Raw genomic sequence first — 18,468 nt, 5'->3', positions numbered from 1 at the left:
CGTGCCTCTTTTTATAAAGATGACATTTAAAGAAAAAGTAAAAGACTTGCTTGAGAAAGCGTTAGAGGAGAACACACAATTGTTTCTGATTGATTTAGATTTTTCAGAATCAAACAAAATTTCTGTTATCTTAGATGGTGATTCTGGTGTGAATTTACAAGATTGTATCAATGTAAATAAGTTTTTAGATAGCGGTTTAGAAGCAGAAGAAGTAGAATATTCTATTGAAGTTGCCTCGGCAGGAGTGTCTTCGCCATTAAAAATGGTTAGACAATATAAAAAAAATATAGGAAGAACAGTAAAAGTAAAAACCATTTCTCAAGGCGATTTTGAGGCTTCATTATCTGATGCAGATGAACAAACCGCTACATTATCTTGGAGTGCAAGAGAACCAAAAGAAATAGGTAAAGGAAAAGTAACCGTTCAAAAAACAATTACAATTCCTTATTCAGACATAAAAGAAGCAGTAGTAATAATATCATTTTAAAAATAAAGCATACCATGGAGAATATTGCATTAATAGATTCATTTTCAGAATTTAAAGACGACAAACTAATCGACAGAGTAACCCTTATGGCTATTTTGGAAGATGTGTTTAGAAATGCGTTGAAAAAGAAATATGGTTCAGATGACAATTTCGATATTATCATAAACCCTGATAAAGGAGATATGGAAATTTGGAGAAACCGTGTAGTTGTAGCTGATGAAGATTTAGATCTTGAAAACGAAGAAATCACATTAACAGAAGCTAGAAAAATCGAACCTGATTTTGAAATTGGAGAAGAAGTATCTGAAGAAGTGAAATTAATCGATTTAGGTAGAAGAGCTATTTTAGCGTTACGCCAAAATTTGATTTCTAAAATTCATGAACACGATAACACCAATCTTTACAAACAATTTAAAGATTTAATTGGCGATATTTATACTGCCGAAGTACACCATGTACGACCAAAAATGGTAGTTTTAATGGATGACGATGGAAATGAAATTATCTTACCAAAAGAAAAACAAATTCCAAACGATTTCTTTAAAAAAGGAGAAAATGTAAGAGGTATTATCGAAAGTGTTGAGCTTAAGGGTAATAAACCTCAAATTATAATGTCAAGAACAGCACCAAGTTTCTTAGAGAAATTATTCGAACAAGAAATTCCTGAAGTATTTGATGGACTAATTACAATTAAAAAAGTAGTTAGAATCCCTGGAGAAAAAGCAAAAGTTGCCGTTGATTCTTATGACGATAGAATTGATCCAGTTGGAGCTTGTGTAGGTATGAAAGGATCTCGTATTCACGGAATTGTTCGTGAATTAGGAAACGAAAATATAGATGTAATTAATTACACACAAAACACACAATTATTTATTACAAGAGCGCTTAGCCCAGCTAAAGTTTCTACAGTAAAAATTGATGAAGAAAATAAAAAAGCAGAGGTTTTCTTAAAAATTGAAGAAGTTTCAAAAGCCATTGGAAGAAACGGACAAAACATTAAATTAGCGAGTCAATTAACTGGATACGAATTAGATGTAATTCGCGAAGGAATTGTTCAAGAAGAAGACGATGTGGAATTAAGAGAATTTAGTGATGAAATTGAAGAATGGATTATTGAAGAATTCGAAAAAATTGGTTTAGATACCGCTAGAAGTATTATCGATAAAGATGTTGCAGATTTAGTAAGAAGAACAGATTTAGAAGAAGAAACCATTTTAGATGTTATCAATATCCTAAAACAAGAATTAGATAGCTAATCAACAATTAATTTAGCATCACAATCACAAAGAAAATTAAGCAAAAAACAAATATGTCTGAAGAAAGAGTAATACGAATAAGTAAAGTTTTAAAAGAATTCAACATTTCACTTGATAGAGCTGTTGACACCTTAAAAGAAAAGGGTCATACCATTGAGCACAGTCCCAATGCAAAAGTTTCTCAATTGGAATTCGACGTCTTGTGCAATATTTTTTCGGCCGATAAAGGAAATAAAGTAGCTTCGAAAGAAGTTGGCGAAGAAAAGAAAAAAGAAAAAGAAGCACTAAAACGTGAAATCGAAAAAGAACTCGAAGTAAAACGTCTTGCAGATGAAGAAAGACAAAAACAAGAAATAATAAAAGCAAAAGCAGTTGTTACCGCTCCAGTTTCTTTGGGAAAAATTGATTTAAATCCAAAAAAACAAGAAGCAACTAAAGCTTATAAAACTGTTGCTGCTAAAGAAAATAATGTTGTTTCAAAAGAAGAAAAAACAGTTGTTGCAGAAAAAACTTCAGACAAACCTGCAGAAACGGTAAAAAAATCTGTTGAAAAAACAAAAGCAAAATCAGAAGAAGCTTCAGTTCAACCTCAAGAATTTAATCCTGATGGCACACCAATTGAAGTACGATTAGATACACAATACACGAAACTTTCAGGAGCTACTTTCACGGGTCAAACAATTGATTTAACTCAATTTAATAAACCTAAGAAAAAGAAAGAAGAATTTAAAAAACCAGGAACACCAGGTGCTGCGGCAAGTAAGCCAGGAACACCAGGCGCTCCAGGTTCAGCAGCAAATAAACGAAAAAGAATTGTTAAGCCAGGAACACCAAATACAGGTGGTACAGCTGGAAATACGCAAGGTGGCGGTCAAGGTGGTTTTGTAAAAAGACCATATCAAGGCGGACAAGGTGCTGGTGGTTTCAAAAAACCAGGTTTTAACAAATCAACACCAGTGGTAAAGGTTGAGCCAACGGAAGAAGAAGTAAAAAATCAAATTAAAGAAACTTTAGAAAGATTACAAGGAAAAGGTAATAAATCTAAAGCTGCAAAATATAGAAGAGATAAAAGAGATACGCACCGTCAACGTACTGATGACGATTTAGCACAACAAGATTTAGAAAGCAAAATCCTTAAAGTAACAGAATTTGTTACGGTTGGTGAAATTGCTACTATGATGGATGTGCCTATTACAAAAGTGATTGGAACATGCATGTCACTAGGTATTATGGTAACCATGAACCAACGTTTAGATGCTGAAACATTAACAATTGTTGCAGATGAATTTGGTTATGAAATGCAATTTATCACAACCGACATTGAAGAAAATGCAGTAATTATTGAAGATACTGAAGAAGAATTAGAATTCAGAGCACCAATTGTTACCGTTATGGGTCACGTTGATCATGGTAAAACATCGTTATTAGATTACATCCGTAAAGCAAACGTTATTGCTGGAGAATCTGGAGGAATTACACAGCATATTGGTGCCTACGGAGTAACTTTAGATGGTGGTCAAAAAATCGCTTTCTTAGATACACCTGGTCACGAAGCCTTTACAGCGATGCGTGCTCGTGGAGCTCAAGTTACCGATATTGCAATTATTGTAGTAGCGGCCGACGACGACATAATGCCTCAAACAAAAGAAGCAATTTCTCACGCACAAGCAGCAGGAGTTCCAATGATTTTCGCAATCAATAAAGTAGATAAACCAAATGCGAATCCTGAGAAAATTAAAGAGCAATTAGCAGGTATGAATTTACTTGTAGAAGATTGGGGTGGAAAATACCAATCTCATGATATTTCTGCAAAATTCGGACAAGGTATTCCTGAATTATTAGAAAAAGTATTATTAGAAGCTGAGGTTCTTGAACTAAAAGCAAATCCAAATAAACCAGCACAAGGAACTGTAGTAGAAGCACAATTAGACAAAGGTCGTGGTTATGTTTCTACAATATTAGTACAAGCAGGAACTTTAAAAATTGGAGACTACATGTTAGCGGGTAAAAATCATGGTAAAATTCGTGCCATGTTTGATGAAAGAGGTAACAATGTAAAAATTGCCGGACCTTCAACACCAGTATCTGTTTTAGGTTTAGACGGAGCGCCAACTGCCGGAGACAAGTTTAATGTATATGAAGACGAAAGAGAAGCAAAACAAATTGCTACTAAACGTGCACAATTAGCTCGTGAGCAATCGGTTCGTACTCAGAAACATATTACACTTTCTGAAATTGGTCGTCGTATTGCTTTAGGACAATTTAAAGAATTAAACATTATCCTTAAAGGAGACGTGGATGGTTCTGTAGAAGCACTTTCTGATTCATTCTCTAAATTATCTACAGAAGAAATTCAAATTAACATCATTCATAAAGGAGTGGGAGCGATTACAGAATCTGACGTATTATTAGCTTCTGCTTCTGATGCGATTATTATCGGATTTAACGTTCGTCCTGCAGGAAATGCTAAAGCTTTAGCAGATAAAGAAGAAATTGATATTCGTAATTATTCTATTATTTACGCTGCAATCGACGATTTAAAAGATGCAATGGAAGGTATGCTTTCTCCAGAATTGAAAGAAGAAATTACAGGTACTGCTGAAATTAGAGAATTGTTTAAAGTTTCAAAAGTTGGGACAATTGCTGGATGTATGATTACAGATGGTAAAGTAATCCGCAGCAACAGAATCCGATTAATTAGAGAAGGTGTTGTTATTTTCACAGGTGAATTAGTGGCTTTAAAACGTTTCAAAGACGACGTAAAAGAAGTGTCTAAAGGATACGATTGTGGTATGCAAATTAAAGGTTACAATGATATTAAGGAATACGATATTATAGAAAGTTTCCACGAAATTGAAATCAAAAAGAAATTAAAATAAAATTTCTTTAAAATATAAAAACCCAATTCTCATTTTAGAATTGGGTTTTTTTTTGGTTGATAGTTTTTTCAGTCATTTTTTTAAACGAAAAATAAAACAATAATTAGTAGAAAATCTTTAAACATTAAACGTAAAAAAATATAATAATTTGTTTTTTTTAACTTATTTTTGAAGATACTAAAATACTTCAAATGCAATTCGACATTCAAAACACCGAATCTTCGGCTTTATATAAATTATTGACAGGAACTGTCATACCAAGACCTATCGCTTGGGTAGCCACTGTCGATGAAAATGGAATTGATAATTTGGCGCCGTTTTCGTTTTTTAATGTAGTTAGCGAAGACCCGCCTCATATTATGTTTTCAACGGTTCGAACGGGAAATAAAAATAAAGACACGTTAAATAATATTTTAGCAAACAAGCAATTTGTAATCAATTTAGTTACGGAAGATGTTGTAGAACAAATGAATACTACTTCTCAATCTGTAGCCGCTGATGTCAATGAATTTGAATTGACAAACGTAACTCCAATAGAATCCATTTACATCAAACCAAAACGAGTAAAAGAAAGCTTGGTGCAATTTGAATGCGAAATGGTGCATCATTATTTTATCGAAAAGCATCAAAATGGTGGCGCGTGTATCATTATCGGAAAAATTATTACGATGCATATTGACGATTCAATTTTGATGGAAAATCATAAAATAGATTTAGAAAAATACAAACCTGTCGCACGATTAGCAGGTTCCAATTACAGTAAATTAGGAGAAATATTCTCTATTAAAAGATAATTTAATTATCAATTATTCATTGTTAATTATCCATTAAAATATGAAAATAACAGTTATAGGTGGTGGTCCAGGCGGACTTTACTTTTCGATATTAACCAAAAAAGCAATGCCGCATTGCCAAATCGATATTTACGAACGCAATAAGCCCCATGATAGTTTTGGATTCGGAGTTGTGTTTTCAGATGAAACCTTAGGCGAATTTCTAAAACGCGATATGAAATCGTATGAATTAATTAGAAGTAAATTTGCCTACTGGGATGATATTATAATTGCGAGAGATGGTGAATCCGTAACTATTGCAGGAAATGGTTTTTGTGGTTGTTCCAGAAAAACCCTTTTGCAATTATTGCAACAACGTTGTTTAGAAGAAGGTGTAAACTTGCATTTCGAACAAAATGTAGATGATCTATCGCAATTTGCAGATTCAGATATTATTCTGGCAACAGATGGGATTGGAAGTGCTATTCGCACAAAATATCAAAAGGAATTTGGCACAAAAATAGAGTTAAAGAAAAACCGATTTGTATGGTTAGGTTCCACAAAACCGTTAGATGCTTTTACTTATTTTTTCAGAAGTACGCCTCACGGAACCATCGTAGCACATTCGTATCAATACGAAGAAGGTATGAGTACTTGGATTTTTGAATGTAGCGATGAAACCTGGAAAAAACATGGTTTTGAAGTTACCAATGAAGCAGATACGATGGCAAAAATTGCCGAAATATTCGCAGAAGAATTAGACGGTCATCCCTTAATTTCAAATAAATCACATTGGCGTCAGTTTCCGCATGTAACGAATGAAAATTGGTATCATAATAACATTGTTTTATTAGGTGATGCCAAAGCTACGGCCCATTATTCTATTGGTTCAGGAACAAAATTGGCTATGGATTCTGCTATTGGATTGTCCGATGCCGTAATTGCTCATCCAACTAATGTTCAAGCCGCTTTTGCTCAATACGATAAAACCCGAAGAAATACGGTTGAAATGATTCAGTATGCCGCCATCGTTTCATTAGATTGGTTTGAAAATATGGATCGTCATATGCAACATTCGTTTCAGCAATTTGCATTTGGCTGCATGACGCGTTCCAAAAAAGTAACATACGAAAATTTACGTTTAAGAGATAGTTCATTTACTGATAAAGTTTTAAACGAATTTTATCAAGAACTGTTGGCTGAGGCACTCGAAGCCAACAGTTCAAATCAAAAAGCGTTGCCAGAGGCTCTCGAAGTCAAAAGTGCCGCATTTACGACTTTCAAACTAAGAAATGTAGCCTTGCAAAATCGTATCGTAATGTCGTCCATGGGGCAATATTTAGCTGAAAACGGATTGGTAAATGATTGGCATTTTCAGCATTATACGTCAAGAGCTGTGGGCGGTTTAGGATTAATTCTGACCGAAATGACCGCTGTTTCTAATACTGGAAGAATTACTGAAGGATGTGCTGGAATTTATAACGAAAATCAAGTAAACGCTTGGAAACGAATTACTGATTTTATTCACCAATATACTCAAACCAAAATCGGAATTCAATTAGGACATTCAGGAAGAAAAGGCTGTTCAAAAATTCCTTGGGAAGACAAATTTCAGGGTGAAAAATGGGAGTTACTTTCGGCTTCTGCTATTCCGTTTAATGAAAATTCATCTTGTCCGAAAGAAATGACTTTAGCAGATATGCAATTGGTTAAAAATCAATTTGTTCAAGCTACAAAAAATGCTAATGAAGCTGGTTTTGATATGATTGAATTACAAGCGCATCACGGCTTTTTATTGGCCTCTTTTTTGTCACCATTAACCAATATTCGTTCAGATGAATTTGGTGGAAGCGTTGAAAATCGTTTAAAATATCCATTGGAAGTTTTTACGGCCATTCGCGAAGTATTTCCAACTGAAAAACCAATTTCTGTTAGAATATCGGCAACCGATTGGGCTGAAAACGGAATTTCAGAACAAGATGTTTTGGTGATTTCGGAAGCCTTCAAAAAGGCTGGTGCGGATATCATTAATGTTTCCACAGGAAATACAGTTGCTAACCAAAAACCACAAACTGGAAGAATGTGGCAAACGCCTTTCTCAGATGCGGTTCGAAACACGGTTCATATTCCAACAATAACTGCTGGATATATTCAAGATATTGATCAAATTAATACCATAATTTTAAACGGAAGAGCTGACTTAGTAGCACTTGGAAGACCTTTATTATTGGATGCAAATTTCGTTAGAAATGCACAAGCGTATGAACAATTTCAAGCGAATGACATTCCGAATCCCTATAAAATGGGTGTTTCACATTTGTATCCGTTAAAAGTCTCGGAAAGAAAACAATTGGAAGGTATGAAAAAAGCGTTGAAACCGAAGAGTAATAAATTATAAATATCAAAAAAACAAAAGCCAAATTCCAATAGATTCACAAATTTGGAATTTGGAATTTTCAAATTGGAATTTTCAAATGAATCAGTACAAAGATAATTTCGCAAATAACTTATTGCCAAGCATCAATTTACATCCTAATTATTTAAAAGGTTTATACGAAATTGATATGCTGAATTGCGTAGATAAACTATTAGATTCTCACATCAAAGAAGGTCGAGGAAATGCTGTTTGCATTCGAACCTTTGAGGAAACCTGGACGTATCAAGATTTGTATGAAAAAGCCAATCAAATTGCGAATGTTTTAGTCGAAGATTTAGGATTAGTATCTGGAAATCGTGTATTGCTTCGTTCTGCTAATAACCCAATGATGGTCGCGTGTTGGTTTGCAGTTTTAAAAGCAGGAGGAATAGTAGTAGCCACTATGCCCTTATTGCGTGCTAAAGAAATAACAACCATTATAGATTGTGCTGAAATTTCTCACGCCTTTTGCGATAGCGATTTAGCTGAAGAAATGAATTTAGTCCAATCAAATTTTCTAAAAAAAGTAAGTTTTTACAGAAATTCCGATTTAGAAAAGTTAATGGCATCTAAACCAATAACATTCGACAATTATCCAGCAAAATCCGAGGATGTGGCACTAATTGGTTTTACTTCGGGTACCACAGGTTTGCCAAAAATGACGGCACATTATCACAAAGATATTCTCAATATTTGCGAAGCATTTCCAAATTATTCATTACAACCTACTGAAAATGATATTTTTATTGGAAGTCCGCCCATTGGTTTTACTTTTGGTTTAGGTGGATTGGTGTTGTTTCCGATGTACTTTGGTGCTTCCACTTTTTTAATCGAAAAACCAAGTCCAGATGTGTTGTTACAAGCCATTCAAGAGTATAAAATCACGATTTGTTTCACGGCACCAACCGCATGGCGAATTATTACAACTAAAATTCAAGACTACGATATTTCGAGTTTACGAAAATGTGTTTCGGCAGGTGAAACATTACCGTTAAAAGTTTGGCAAGATTGGTATGATGCCACAGGGCTAAAAATTATTGATGGCATTGGCGCTACCGAAATGCTACATATTTTTATTTCTTCCAATGAAGAGAATATGAAACCTGGCGCAACTGGAAAAGCCATAACGGGTTACGAAGCAAAAATTATTGACCAACTAGGGAACGAATTACCAATAAATGAAGCTGGAAGATTAGCGGTTCGAGGAATTACAGGTTGTAAATATTTGAATCGAGAAGAAAAACAACGCGAATACGTTGAAAACGGCTGGAACATCACAGGCGATATTTTCCGACAAGATGAAGAAGGGTATTTTCATTTTGTGGCACGTGGCGATGATATGATTATTTCTTCTGGATATAATATTGCAGCAATTGAAGTAGAATCCGTACTTTTAACACATAAAGCTATTTTAGAATGTGCCGTTGTGGGTTTACCCGATGAAGAACGAGGGATGTTGGTTTGTGCGCACATAGTTTTAAAAGAACAAGAAATGGCAAATGAAGCTTTAAAAATTCAGATTCAAAATTGGTTTAAAAACACGGCAGCACCTTATAAATATCCTAGAGTAATTCATTTTGTGGATTGTTTGCCAAAAACTGAGACAGGGAAAATTCAACGATTTAAGTTAAAATAATTAGTGTTTAAAATAACAGAAATATGCAATTTATAAAACAAGAAAAAGTTCGTTTTCAACATATTGATTATGCCGGAATAGTTTTCTATCCGAGATTTTTAGAAATGCTCAATGGTTTAGTTGAAGATTGGTTTGAAGAAGCGTTAGACCGACCTTTTTCAAAAATGCACGAAACCAATGGTATTCCAACAGTTGATTTAAAAATACAATTCAAAAATGCTGCACGTTTGGGTGAAATCTTAACTAAAAAACTTTGGGTAAAAGAGTTAAAAAACTCGTCTATTCTTTGCGGATTTGAGTTTGAAAACGAAAGCAATAATTTAGTTTTAGAAGGCGAAGTTACCTTAGTAAATGTAGCTTTCAACCCAGAAAGAAACGGCATCAAAGCCGAACCTTTTACAGAAGAAATGAAAAATAAAATTATAAATTATAAACTATAAATTACAAATTATGAAAAGTATAGGATTTACATTAGTGTTGTTTTTGACAATAAACAGTTTTGCTCAAAATTCAACATCAAATTATGAAAAAGTGTATCAATTTGATGCTCATCATCAAGATTGGGCAAAAGTTAAAACAGTTGCAAATACGTATGGATTTATAGATAAGAGCGGAAAAGAAGTTGTACAAGCCATCTACTCTAAAATTTATGATTTTGAAATTCAAAAAGATGGAAAAAAATACGCAATGATTAAAAATGTTGCGGGTGCTTTCGGTTATATCGATGAAAATGGAAAAGAAATTGTTGAAGGGATTTATTGGAAGAAAGAAGAAGCGTTTCAAAAGCTAAATTATTATATAAATTCAAAATAAATTTTTAATTACGATTTAATCTTGCTTTCAATTCGTAAATAAATTATAAAACTAGTAACACAGATTTAAGGAATTATATAAATTTTTAAAATCTCTCCAATCTGTGTTCAAAAAAAAATCACAAATGGAATTCAAAAAATTCAAAGCCGCTACCGTTCAAACGTCACCAGTATTTCTAAACGTAGAAAAGACAGTCGATAAAGCGATTTCTTTTATTAAAGAAGCCGCCTCAAATCAAGCAAAACTTATTGCTTTTCCTGAAGTATTTATTTCAGGATATCCGTATTGGAATTGGATTATGACGCCCGTTCAAGGCAGTAAATGGTACGAAGCATTATATAAAAATTCGGTTGATGTTGCAGGGCCTGAAATTAAAAAATTATGTTTGGCTGCTAAAGAAAACGATATTCATATTGTTATGGGAATCAATGAAAGAGGTTCAAGCTATGGCGAAATTTACAATACCAATTTAATAATTGATAACAAAGGCGTTATCATCGGAAAACATAGAAAGTTAGTGCCAACTTGGGCAGAAAAACTGACATGGACTTCAGGTGATGGTTCTTCGTTGAAAGTATATGATACCGAAATAGGACCTATCGGAACTTTGGCGTGTGGCGAAAACACCAATACGTTGGCACGTTTTACGCTACTTTCGCAAGGCGAATTGATACATATTGCCAACTATATTTCATTGCCAGTTGCTCCACCAGATTATGATATGGCGGAAGCGATTAAAATTCGTGCCGCTGCGCATTCTTTTGAAGGTAAATTATTTACGATTGTTTCGTGTTCAACAGTTTCTCAAGAAATAAAAGATGCATTACGTGCCGATGTGCCAAATGTAGATGAATTATTAGATAGAAAAAGTTCGGCATTTTCTGGATTTATTGGTCCTAACGGAGCTGTAATCGGTACACCTTTAATTGATGAAGAAGGAATTGTATATGCTGAAATTGACTTAGAAAAGTGCATTCAACCGAAACAAATGCACGATATTTTAGGACATTATAACCGATTTGATATTTTCGATTTACGAGTAAATACCGCTCCAACGCGAAAAATTACATTTATTGATAATCACGAGGAGTTTAATAAGAGATAAATAATTGTTGACTGAGGCACTCGAAGTCAGCAATTTAAAATAAAAACTATGGAAGAAAATAACTTTTCAGATGACCAAATTGGTCGTGCAAGAGTACAAGATTCGCCAGAATTAGTTGCCTATTACAAAGAACTTGAAGCTTTAGGCGCAGGCGCTTTATGGACAGTAGCCAATGACATCGAACCTTGGGAACCGCGTTCGTCGTCTGTTCCAATGCTTTGGAAATATGATGATTTACGCGATTTAGTTTTAAAATCATCCGAATTAGTAACACCTGAACAAGCAGGTCGTCGAGTGGTATATTTGGTAAACGACAAACGTAAAGATGTATCAGCAGCGGTAGGTTGGTTATATACAGGAATTCAAGTTACTCGCCCTGGCGAAAGCACTTCTGCACATCGTCATAAGGCTTCGGCTTTGCGGTTTATTATGGAAGGTGAAAAAGGGTATACCGTTGTAGATGGAAATAAAATTATGCTTGAGGTGAATGATTTTGTCATCACCCCAAATTCAACTTGGCACGAACATGGTGTGGAAGAAGGTGGAAAAACCTGTATTTGGCAAGATGGTTTGGACATTCCCTTAGTAAATGCTTTAGAGGCGAATGATTATGCAGTTTATGATGGCAAGCAACCTTTGGTGAAACCTTTAAATTACTCGCCTATTACCTATGGTTGTGCAGGATTAATTCCAGCTGATAAAACGTGGGACAAACCCTATTCGCCCTTATTCAAATATTCCTGGAAAAATGTGTATCCAGCACTTTTAGAAGCTCAAAAAGTAAATGAAGTTAATCCGTTTGATGGCATTTTTATGCAATATTCTAATCCGTTAACAGGCGGACACGTGATGCAAACGATGGGAGCCGCGATGCAATTATTACCAGCAGGTTTCAAAGGAAAAGCACACAAGCATACAGGTTCGTTTGTGTATCAATGTGCGAAAGGAAAAGGTTTTTCCATCATCAACGGCCAACGCTTCGATTGGAAGGGAAGAGATATTTTCTGTGTTCCGAGTTGGGCTTGGCACGAACACCACAACCTTTCCGAAACCGAAGATGCTTGCCTATTTCAATTCAACGATTTACCAGTAATTGAAAGTTTAGGGCTTTTTCAATCAAGAGAATTGGAAGAAAATAATGGTCATCAAATGACCTAAAAATAAAATAGAAATATGAAACATAAACTAGTCTTAATTCTTCTATTAATAAATTCTTTAATTTTTGGTCAAATTAATTTTAACCAAGGCAGCATAAACCTTAAAGAATATTATGAAGTTATTCCATATCAAACAGAAATAGGAAAAATAATACTTCCGGTTACTATTAATGACAAAACATATCGATTTTTGTTAGATACTGGGGCACCTAATTTATTCTCTCCAGAATTATTGAAAGAATTAAATATTACAGAAGGTGATTCTATAAATGTAAATGATGCAAACAATCAAGATCAAAAAATGAAATTCGCTGTGGTTCCTCAAGTAAAAATTGGTACCCTTATTTTTGAAAATCAAGCGGGTTTAATTTATAATTTTGAAGAACATAATTTACTTAGTTGTTATAAAATTGATGGTTTTATTGGTAGTAATTTATTACGAAATTCAATTATTAAGATAAATGGCGCTAATAAAACTATAATTATCACAAATAAAATAAAATCATTAAATATTGATAAAAAACCAGTCAAGATGAAATTAGTAGGGAATCAAAAATCACCCTATGTAGAATTAAAATTTGAAGGTAAAAATAATGAAAAAGCTTCAGATATGGTTCTTGTGGATACGGGTATGGATGGTCTTTATGATATGTCAAAAAGAGCGTATACGATTTTTGAAAAAAGCAAAATTTTTGAGGCATTATATTCTGCTACAGGTATTGGAGATTCGGGACTTTTTGGTGCGGGTAATAGCAATGAACAAAAATTGCTTGAAATTGAAAACGCTAACTTAAACCAACAGATCATAAATAATATAATGGTTTCGACAACCTCAGATGATAACTCAAGAATTGGATTAGATATTCTAAAATATGGAGATGTAACTTTAGATTTTTTAAATAAAAAATTCTATTTCGAATCTACCAAAATTATTGATGTAAAAGAAAAAACACCGAAGTTTTATACTTCTGTACAAAATGACAAAGTAGTTATTGGTATAGTCTGGGATGAAAAATTTAAAACATTAATGAATACTGGTGATGAAGTCATTAGTGTTGATCAAATAGATATTACTAATATTTCTCTTTGTGATTTTTTAAGACTTAAAAAAGAATGGAAAAATAAAGATAGTTATATCTTAAAAATAAAAAACAAAGAAGGTCAAATCAGCGAAATTACTATTGAAAATTAAAAATTTACAAATAAAACTTTTAAAATTATTTTATAATTCAATTAATATTGTTACAATTATATTTTTTATTATTAGTATTTATCTAATACAACAAAAAGACGATTTTGCAATATTTTTAGGATATATTAGTATTGTATGGTGGTCATTAATTATTTCAATAAATATCTATAATAATCACAAAAATCAATAAATAACTTTGCTACTTTGTAACTTTGCAACTTTGAAACATAAAAAATATGAAACTACTTACCTACAAAACACAAGACACCGAGCCACGTTTGGGCTTCATTCATAACAATCAAGTCATTGATATGGAAGATTTTGGCGAAATATCTAATTTTCCATTACCTAATGATATGCTAGATTTAATTGATATGGGTTTTGAAATTATTGCTGAAATAAGCGAATTAATTTCGGAAACACCAGAAAATTTCTTCGAAGAAATCGCTTATGAAATGAACGATGTTACGATTTTAGCACCCATCGAAAAACCAAGAAAAAACATTATTGGTATTGGATTAAATTACACCGAACATGTGGCAGAAAGTGCTCGTGGATTAGATACCACAGGGAAATTACCAACTAAGCCAATTATTTTTTCAAAACCACCTACAACGGTAACGGCTACGAATACGGAAATTATCAAAAACACAAAATTGACTTCTCAATTGGATTGGGAATGTGAATTAGCAGTTGTTATTTCTAAAAAAGGGAAATATGTAACCAAAGAAAATGCAATGGATTATGTGTTTGGTTACACCGTAATTAATGATATTTCTGCTCGCGATTGTCGTAGAGAAGGACAATGGATTGTATCTAAAGGACAAGATACGTTTGCACCAATGGGACCATTTTTAGTTACGAAAGACGAAATTGAAAACCCACATAATTTGAATCTATCCTTGAAAGTTAATGGTGTGGAAAAACAAAATTCCAACACAAAATTTATGTTGTTTAACATTAATGATTTGATTGAAGATTTAAGTATTGTTTTCACCTTAGAAGCTGGCGACATCATAGCAACAGGAACTCCAGCAGGCGTTGGCGCAGGTCGTGACCCACAAGAATGGATGCATAATGGTGATGTGGTAGAAGCCACAGTGGAAGGCATTGGAACTATAACGAATACAGTTAAAGAGATATAAAGTTATTACACAGAGTTCCACAGAGAAAAGCCCAGAGTAACACAAAATTTTTTGTGAATCTTTGTGAAAACTTTGCGAATCTCTGCGAAACAAAACAAATAATAATATGAAAAAATACAGAATAGGACAAATAGTTCCATCATCAAACGTAACGATGGAAACCGAAATACCAGCCATTTTTCGCTCACGCGAAACCATTTTACCTGAACGTTTTACGTTTCACAGTAGTAGAATGCGTATGAAAAAAGTAACCAAAGAAGAATTGGAAGCAATGGATGCGATGAGTTTGAAATGTGCTCAAGAGTTGTCAGATGCTCACGTAGATGTAATGGGATATGCCTGTTTGGTAGCGATTATGAGTATGGGACGCGGGTATCATTGTGTGTCGGAAGTAAATTTACATCAAGAAACAGTGGCTAATGATTTTCCAACGCCAATTGTTACTTCAGCAGGTGCATTAATTAATGGACTGAAGGTTTTAGGTGCGAAACAAATTTCGATTATTACGCCTTATATGCGACCATTAACCGATATGGTGGTGGATTATATCGAAAATCAAGGCATCAAAGTAAAACAGAGTATTGCTTTAGAAATTCCAGATAATTTGGAAGTAGCCGCTCAAAACCCAATGAATTTATTGGAAATCTATAAACAATTAGATTTGACAGATGTAGATGTTTTAGTTGCTTCAGCTTGTGTACAAATGCCATCGCTAGAAGCAATAGATTTAATTCAAGCAGAATGTGGTATCCCAGTTACTTCTGCAGCTGTTTGTACCACTTATGAAATGATGAAGAAAATAGGTATCGAACCAAAATCGGCTATTGGTGGAGAATTATTAAGTGGAAAATATTAATTGAATCAAGATCATAAAAAAATGCGTTCGGAATATGAATCAGAACGCATTTTGTTTTTTAAATAGGATGTTTAAAAACTATATTTTGCACCACCATATATATTTCTTCCACCTGCATTAATTCCAGAAGCAAAATTTCTATATTGTGTATCTAATAGGTTTTCTACACCTGTAAATAAAGTAAATCCTTGTATTGATTTTGTTGCCGCTTTAAAATTATACGTCTCCCAAGCTGGCATTCCATTTGCAGGGGCATAATTTAAGTTGTCTTCACCACTTGTAGAATAATCACTTAACTGTTTTTTTCCGTTGAACAACATATAAGCTTCAAAAGTTGCCCACTTTGGCGCATAATTAATTCCTAATTTTCCAAAATAAGGTGGAATATGATCTAAAGGTCTTTTGTTTCCATCAGTAGTAACTCTTCCTAAAGTAATATTATAAGAACCATTGAATTGAACGTTTTTAGCCAAAGTTGTTTTTATATTTCCGTTTACTCCAGTTACAAATGCTTTTCCTAAATTTTGATTGGCAATTACGTTTCTTACATCTCCTCCACCAAAATCGTAGGTATTTTGACCATTAAAAGTAAATTTATCTGTTACAATGGCATCGTATAATTGCGTGTAAAAATAAGTTGCATCAAATTGATGTTTGTTCGATTTAGATTTTAAAACGAATCCAAAATCTCCAGTAATAGTTTGTTCTGGTTTCAAATCTTTATTTGGAACAATTAAAGTCCCAGCACCTGATTCAAATATTTTTGCTAAATCATCAATATTTGGCACTCTGAAACCAGAGCTTACATTAGTTTTAAGTATAAAATTTTCAGAAGCGTTATGCACCAAACCTATATTTCCGCTGTAGGTTAAGTTTTGTTGTTTTATTTCATTAAAAGGCAAAGGCATTATTGAATTATCAGCAATTGTACTATTAAGTGTAGCATATCCAACTCTTGCACCCATAGAAAAGTTAGTAGTCACATATCTTTTAGAAGTATAAGAAACATAAATATCATTTCGCATCATATTGTTTTTTCCATTCGGATATCTTGTGTCTAAAGGTGCGATTACACCAGTTTTAATATTGTTTTTAAAGGCGGTCGATTTTAAATCATCATAATAATTTTCAATACCATAATATAAATTTCCTCTTTTTAATTTGGTTTCAAAATTGGCGGCTAATGAATATATATTCACATTTTCTATTCTGTTTTGCAAGTTGTAATTTCCAAAATTTCTATTCATTCTACTTTCTTCCACATTTTGATAACCCGCATCTAATTTAAAATCTGTATTTGCAAACACATTTTCTTTTTCTAAACTGTACACTCCTAAAAGTCTTTTTTGTGGTCCGTAGTACCATTCGGCGCTTTTTAAACCTGAAGAAGATGGATCGGTTAATCTATCGTATCTATTGATGTTTGAAGTGGTTGAGTATTGAAAATTAGCATTATGAGTATAGCCGCTTTTTGATGTATAAACTAATTTTTGCATAAAGTTGTACTGTTTAAAAGCACTTCCAATTTGTACATATTTGTTGTCATTTTTAGTTAAAATATCCACTCCATTTATGGTTTCAACATATTTTGTTCTTTCTCCAAAAAAATCACCGTTATGATTTTTAGATTTTCCCATTTTCAAATCACCAAAATCATTATATGAAAAAGCAGTTAAAGATGCAAAATTCTTGCCTCCATAATTAATGTCAAAATACCCTGATTTTTCTTCGTTTACAGAAGAATAACGGGTATTAAAATTTCCAGTAAAACCATCAATTAACTTTGCGTTTTTCGTAATCATATTTACCGAACCTCCAAGTGCGTCACTTCCATATAGGGATGAGGTAGGTCCGTATTGAACTAAAGCTGTTTCTAAGAAATTTTCATCAACGGTAATCACATTTTGTAGGTGTCCAGATCTAAATATAAGGTTGTTCATTCTAACACCATCTACTAAAAGTAAAATTCGACTAGCTTCAAATCCTCTAATTACTGGACTACCGCCACCTTGTTGCGATTTTTGAACAAATAAAGCACCAGAGTTTGCCAACATATCGGCCGTGCTTTGAAAGTTTTGAAATTCTATTTTTTCTTTTGAAAAGATTTCAATTTGTGAAGGCGTTTGATTTTTATCAATTGTAATTTTCTTAGAATTGATTTTTACCTCTTCAATGTTTTGAGTCTTGATGGTATCTGTAACATCTTGACTAAAAGATAATTGTGAATTTAATAGGATAAAAAAGAAAAAAAATGCGTAGTTTTTTAACATGTTAAATTTATTTAAAAATAACGCATCAAAAATTATGCCATATGATTGTCGTTATTTTTTATTAGGTTCAATTATTACGGCACTTGGATATTTCTTTTTAATATTAATTAAAGACTTTTCAGCTTCAATTTTACTTTTAAAGCTACCTACCCAAACTTTATAAGATGGATTACTAAAAATAATGGTTCCGTCTAGTAAAATAAATTCTTTTTTAAAGGCAAGCAATATTTTTTTCGATTCTTCAATGTTTCCAAAAAATATTTGAATCTTAAACTTGTCATTTATAGTAATGCCCGAATTGTTTTTTCTTTTTTCTTGAAGCAATTTTTCAATTTTTTCATCTTGTTCAATAATCGTTTTCGTGGTTTGTGAAAAAATATTTTGCGAGAACAAAAAAGTGATAATTAAGATTGAAAATACGTTTATTTTTTTTAAAGTCTTCATAATGAATGATATTTAATGCAAATTTATTACTTAGAATTA

At 33.0% G+C, this 18,468-nt stretch carries 15 protein-coding genes; 13 read left to right on the top strand and 2 right to left on the bottom strand.

Going from position 1 to position 18,468, the window contains the following annotated elements; all coding sequences use genetic code 11:
* Positions 1-19: 19 nt before the first annotated feature.
* The 13 genes from rimP (at position 20) to ACIQ16_RS00180 (ending at position 15,715) form a co-directional block, all read left to right on the top strand.
* Positions 20-487 carry a ribosome assembly cofactor RimP gene (gene rimP, locus ACIQ16_RS00240; RefSeq protein ID WP_396148009.1) on the top strand — a complete coding sequence of 156 codons (468 nt, stop codon included), beginning with the start codon at positions 20-22 and terminating at the stop codon, positions 485-487.
* Positions 488-501: 14 nt separating this feature from the next.
* Entirely contained in the window at positions 502-1,743 is a 1,242-nt protein-coding gene (gene nusA / locus ACIQ16_RS00235; RefSeq protein WP_396148008.1) for a transcription termination factor NusA, read from the top strand.
* A gap of 53 nt (positions 1,744-1,796) precedes the next feature.
* A complete protein-coding gene (gene infB / locus ACIQ16_RS00230) occupies positions 1,797-4,622 on the top strand; it encodes a translation initiation factor IF-2 (RefSeq protein WP_396148007.1) in 2,826 nt (941 codons plus the stop codon).
* A 191-nt stretch (positions 4,623-4,813) separates the two neighbouring features.
* Positions 4,814-5,416 carry a flavin reductase family protein gene (locus ACIQ16_RS00225; protein ID WP_396148006.1) on the top strand — a complete coding sequence of 201 codons (603 nt, stop codon included), beginning with the start codon at positions 4,814-4,816 and terminating at the stop codon, positions 5,414-5,416.
* Positions 5,417-5,456: 40 nt separating this feature from the next.
* Entirely contained in the window at positions 5,457-7,793 is a 2,337-nt protein-coding gene (locus ACIQ16_RS00220) for a bifunctional salicylyl-CoA 5-hydroxylase/oxidoreductase (protein WP_396148005.1), read from the top strand.
* Positions 7,794-7,869: 76 nt separating this feature from the next.
* Positions 7,870-9,447: an AMP-binding protein gene (locus ACIQ16_RS00215; protein WP_396148004.1), complete on the top strand. Its 1,578-nt coding sequence runs from the start codon at positions 7,870-7,872 to the stop codon at positions 9,445-9,447.
* A gap of 23 nt (positions 9,448-9,470) precedes the next feature.
* A complete protein-coding gene (locus tag ACIQ16_RS00210) occupies positions 9,471-9,887 on the top strand; it encodes an acyl-CoA thioesterase (protein WP_396148003.1) in 417 nt (138 codons plus the stop codon).
* Positions 9,888-9,897: 10 nt separating this feature from the next.
* Positions 9,898-10,260: a WG repeat-containing protein gene (locus tag ACIQ16_RS00205; protein ID WP_396148002.1), complete on the top strand. Its 363-nt coding sequence runs from the start codon at positions 9,898-9,900 to the stop codon at positions 10,258-10,260.
* A 124-nt stretch (positions 10,261-10,384) separates the two neighbouring features.
* The gene (locus ACIQ16_RS00200; RefSeq protein WP_396148001.1) at positions 10,385-11,365 is read left to right on the top strand and encodes a carbon-nitrogen hydrolase family protein; all 981 of its coding nucleotides are present in this window, start codon (positions 10,385-10,387) and stop codon (positions 11,363-11,365) included.
* A 48-nt stretch (positions 11,366-11,413) separates the two neighbouring features.
* On the top strand, positions 11,414-12,523 hold the full coding sequence (locus ACIQ16_RS00195; protein ID WP_396148000.1) for a cupin domain-containing protein: 1,110 nt from the start codon (positions 11,414-11,416) through the stop codon (positions 12,521-12,523).
* A 15-nt stretch (positions 12,524-12,538) separates the two neighbouring features.
* Complete coding sequence (locus ACIQ16_RS00190; RefSeq protein WP_396147999.1) at positions 12,539-13,714, top strand: retropepsin-like aspartic protease; 1,176 nt, start codon at positions 12,539-12,541, stop codon at positions 13,712-13,714.
* 236 nt (positions 13,715-13,950) lie between these two features.
* A complete protein-coding gene (locus tag ACIQ16_RS00185) occupies positions 13,951-14,859 on the top strand; it encodes a fumarylacetoacetate hydrolase family protein (RefSeq protein WP_396147998.1) in 909 nt (302 codons plus the stop codon).
* A gap of 106 nt (positions 14,860-14,965) precedes the next feature.
* The gene (locus ACIQ16_RS00180) at positions 14,966-15,715 is read left to right on the top strand and encodes an Asp/Glu racemase (protein ID WP_396147997.1); all 750 of its coding nucleotides are present in this window, start codon (positions 14,966-14,968) and stop codon (positions 15,713-15,715) included.
* A 71-nt stretch (positions 15,716-15,786) separates the two neighbouring features.
* Here the strand turns inward: ACIQ16_RS00180 and ACIQ16_RS00175 are convergent, their stop codons facing one another.
* Both ACIQ16_RS00175 and ACIQ16_RS00170 read right to left on the bottom strand, forming a co-directional pair.
* Positions 15,787-17,985, bottom strand: coding sequence for a TonB-dependent receptor plug domain-containing protein (locus ACIQ16_RS00175; protein ID WP_396147996.1), 2,199 nt, complete (start codon positions 17,983-17,985; stop codon positions 15,787-15,789).
* Positions 17,986-18,036: 51 nt separating this feature from the next.
* The gene (locus tag ACIQ16_RS00170) at positions 18,037-18,429 is read right to left on the bottom strand and encodes an SPOR domain-containing protein (protein WP_396147995.1); all 393 of its coding nucleotides are present in this window, start codon (positions 18,427-18,429) and stop codon (positions 18,037-18,039) included.
* Positions 18,430-18,468: the final 39 nt, after the last annotated feature.

This window comes from Flavobacterium sp., assembly GCF_044360715.1.
Lineage (GTDB): Bacteria > Bacteroidota > Bacteroidia > Flavobacteriales > Flavobacteriaceae > Flavobacterium.
Note: the sequence above shows the minus strand (reverse complement) of the source record. Positions and strands in the feature narration are given on the sequence as shown.

Excerpts from the sequence above, each read along its gene's own strand:
- rimP (WP_396148009.1), top strand. The coding sequence starts at position 20 with ATGACATTTAAAGAAAAAGTAAAAGACTTGCTTGAGAAAGCGTTAGAG.
- nusA (WP_396148008.1), top strand. The coding sequence starts at position 502 with ATGGAGAATATTGCATTAATAGATTCATTTTCAGAATTTAAAGACGAC.
- infB (WP_396148007.1), top strand. The coding sequence starts at position 1,797 with ATGTCTGAAGAAAGAGTAATACGAATAAGTAAAGTTTTAAAAGAATTC.
- ACIQ16_RS00225 (WP_396148006.1), top strand. The coding sequence starts at position 4,814 with ATGCAATTCGACATTCAAAACACCGAATCTTCGGCTTTATATAAATTA.
- ACIQ16_RS00220 (WP_396148005.1), top strand. The coding sequence starts at position 5,457 with ATGAAAATAACAGTTATAGGTGGTGGTCCAGGCGGACTTTACTTTTCG.
- ACIQ16_RS00215 (WP_396148004.1), top strand. The coding sequence starts at position 7,870 with ATGAATCAGTACAAAGATAATTTCGCAAATAACTTATTGCCAAGCATC.
- ACIQ16_RS00210 (WP_396148003.1), top strand. The coding sequence starts at position 9,471 with ATGCAATTTATAAAACAAGAAAAAGTTCGTTTTCAACATATTGATTAT.
- ACIQ16_RS00205 (WP_396148002.1), top strand. The coding sequence starts at position 9,898 with ATGAAAAGTATAGGATTTACATTAGTGTTGTTTTTGACAATAAACAGT.
- ACIQ16_RS00200 (WP_396148001.1), top strand. The coding sequence starts at position 10,385 with ATGGAATTCAAAAAATTCAAAGCCGCTACCGTTCAAACGTCACCAGTA.
- ACIQ16_RS00195 (WP_396148000.1), top strand. The coding sequence starts at position 11,414 with ATGGAAGAAAATAACTTTTCAGATGACCAAATTGGTCGTGCAAGAGTA.
- ACIQ16_RS00190 (WP_396147999.1), top strand. The coding sequence starts at position 12,539 with ATGAAACATAAACTAGTCTTAATTCTTCTATTAATAAATTCTTTAATT.
- ACIQ16_RS00185 (WP_396147998.1), top strand. The coding sequence starts at position 13,951 with ATGAAACTACTTACCTACAAAACACAAGACACCGAGCCACGTTTGGGC.
- ACIQ16_RS00180 (WP_396147997.1), top strand. The coding sequence starts at position 14,966 with ATGAAAAAATACAGAATAGGACAAATAGTTCCATCATCAAACGTAACG.
- ACIQ16_RS00175 (WP_396147996.1), bottom strand. The coding sequence starts at position 17,985 with ATGTTAAAAAACTACGCATTTTTTTTCTTTTTTATCCTATTAAATTCA.
- ACIQ16_RS00170 (WP_396147995.1), bottom strand. The coding sequence starts at position 18,429 with ATGAAGACTTTAAAAAAAATAAACGTATTTTCAATCTTAATTATCACT.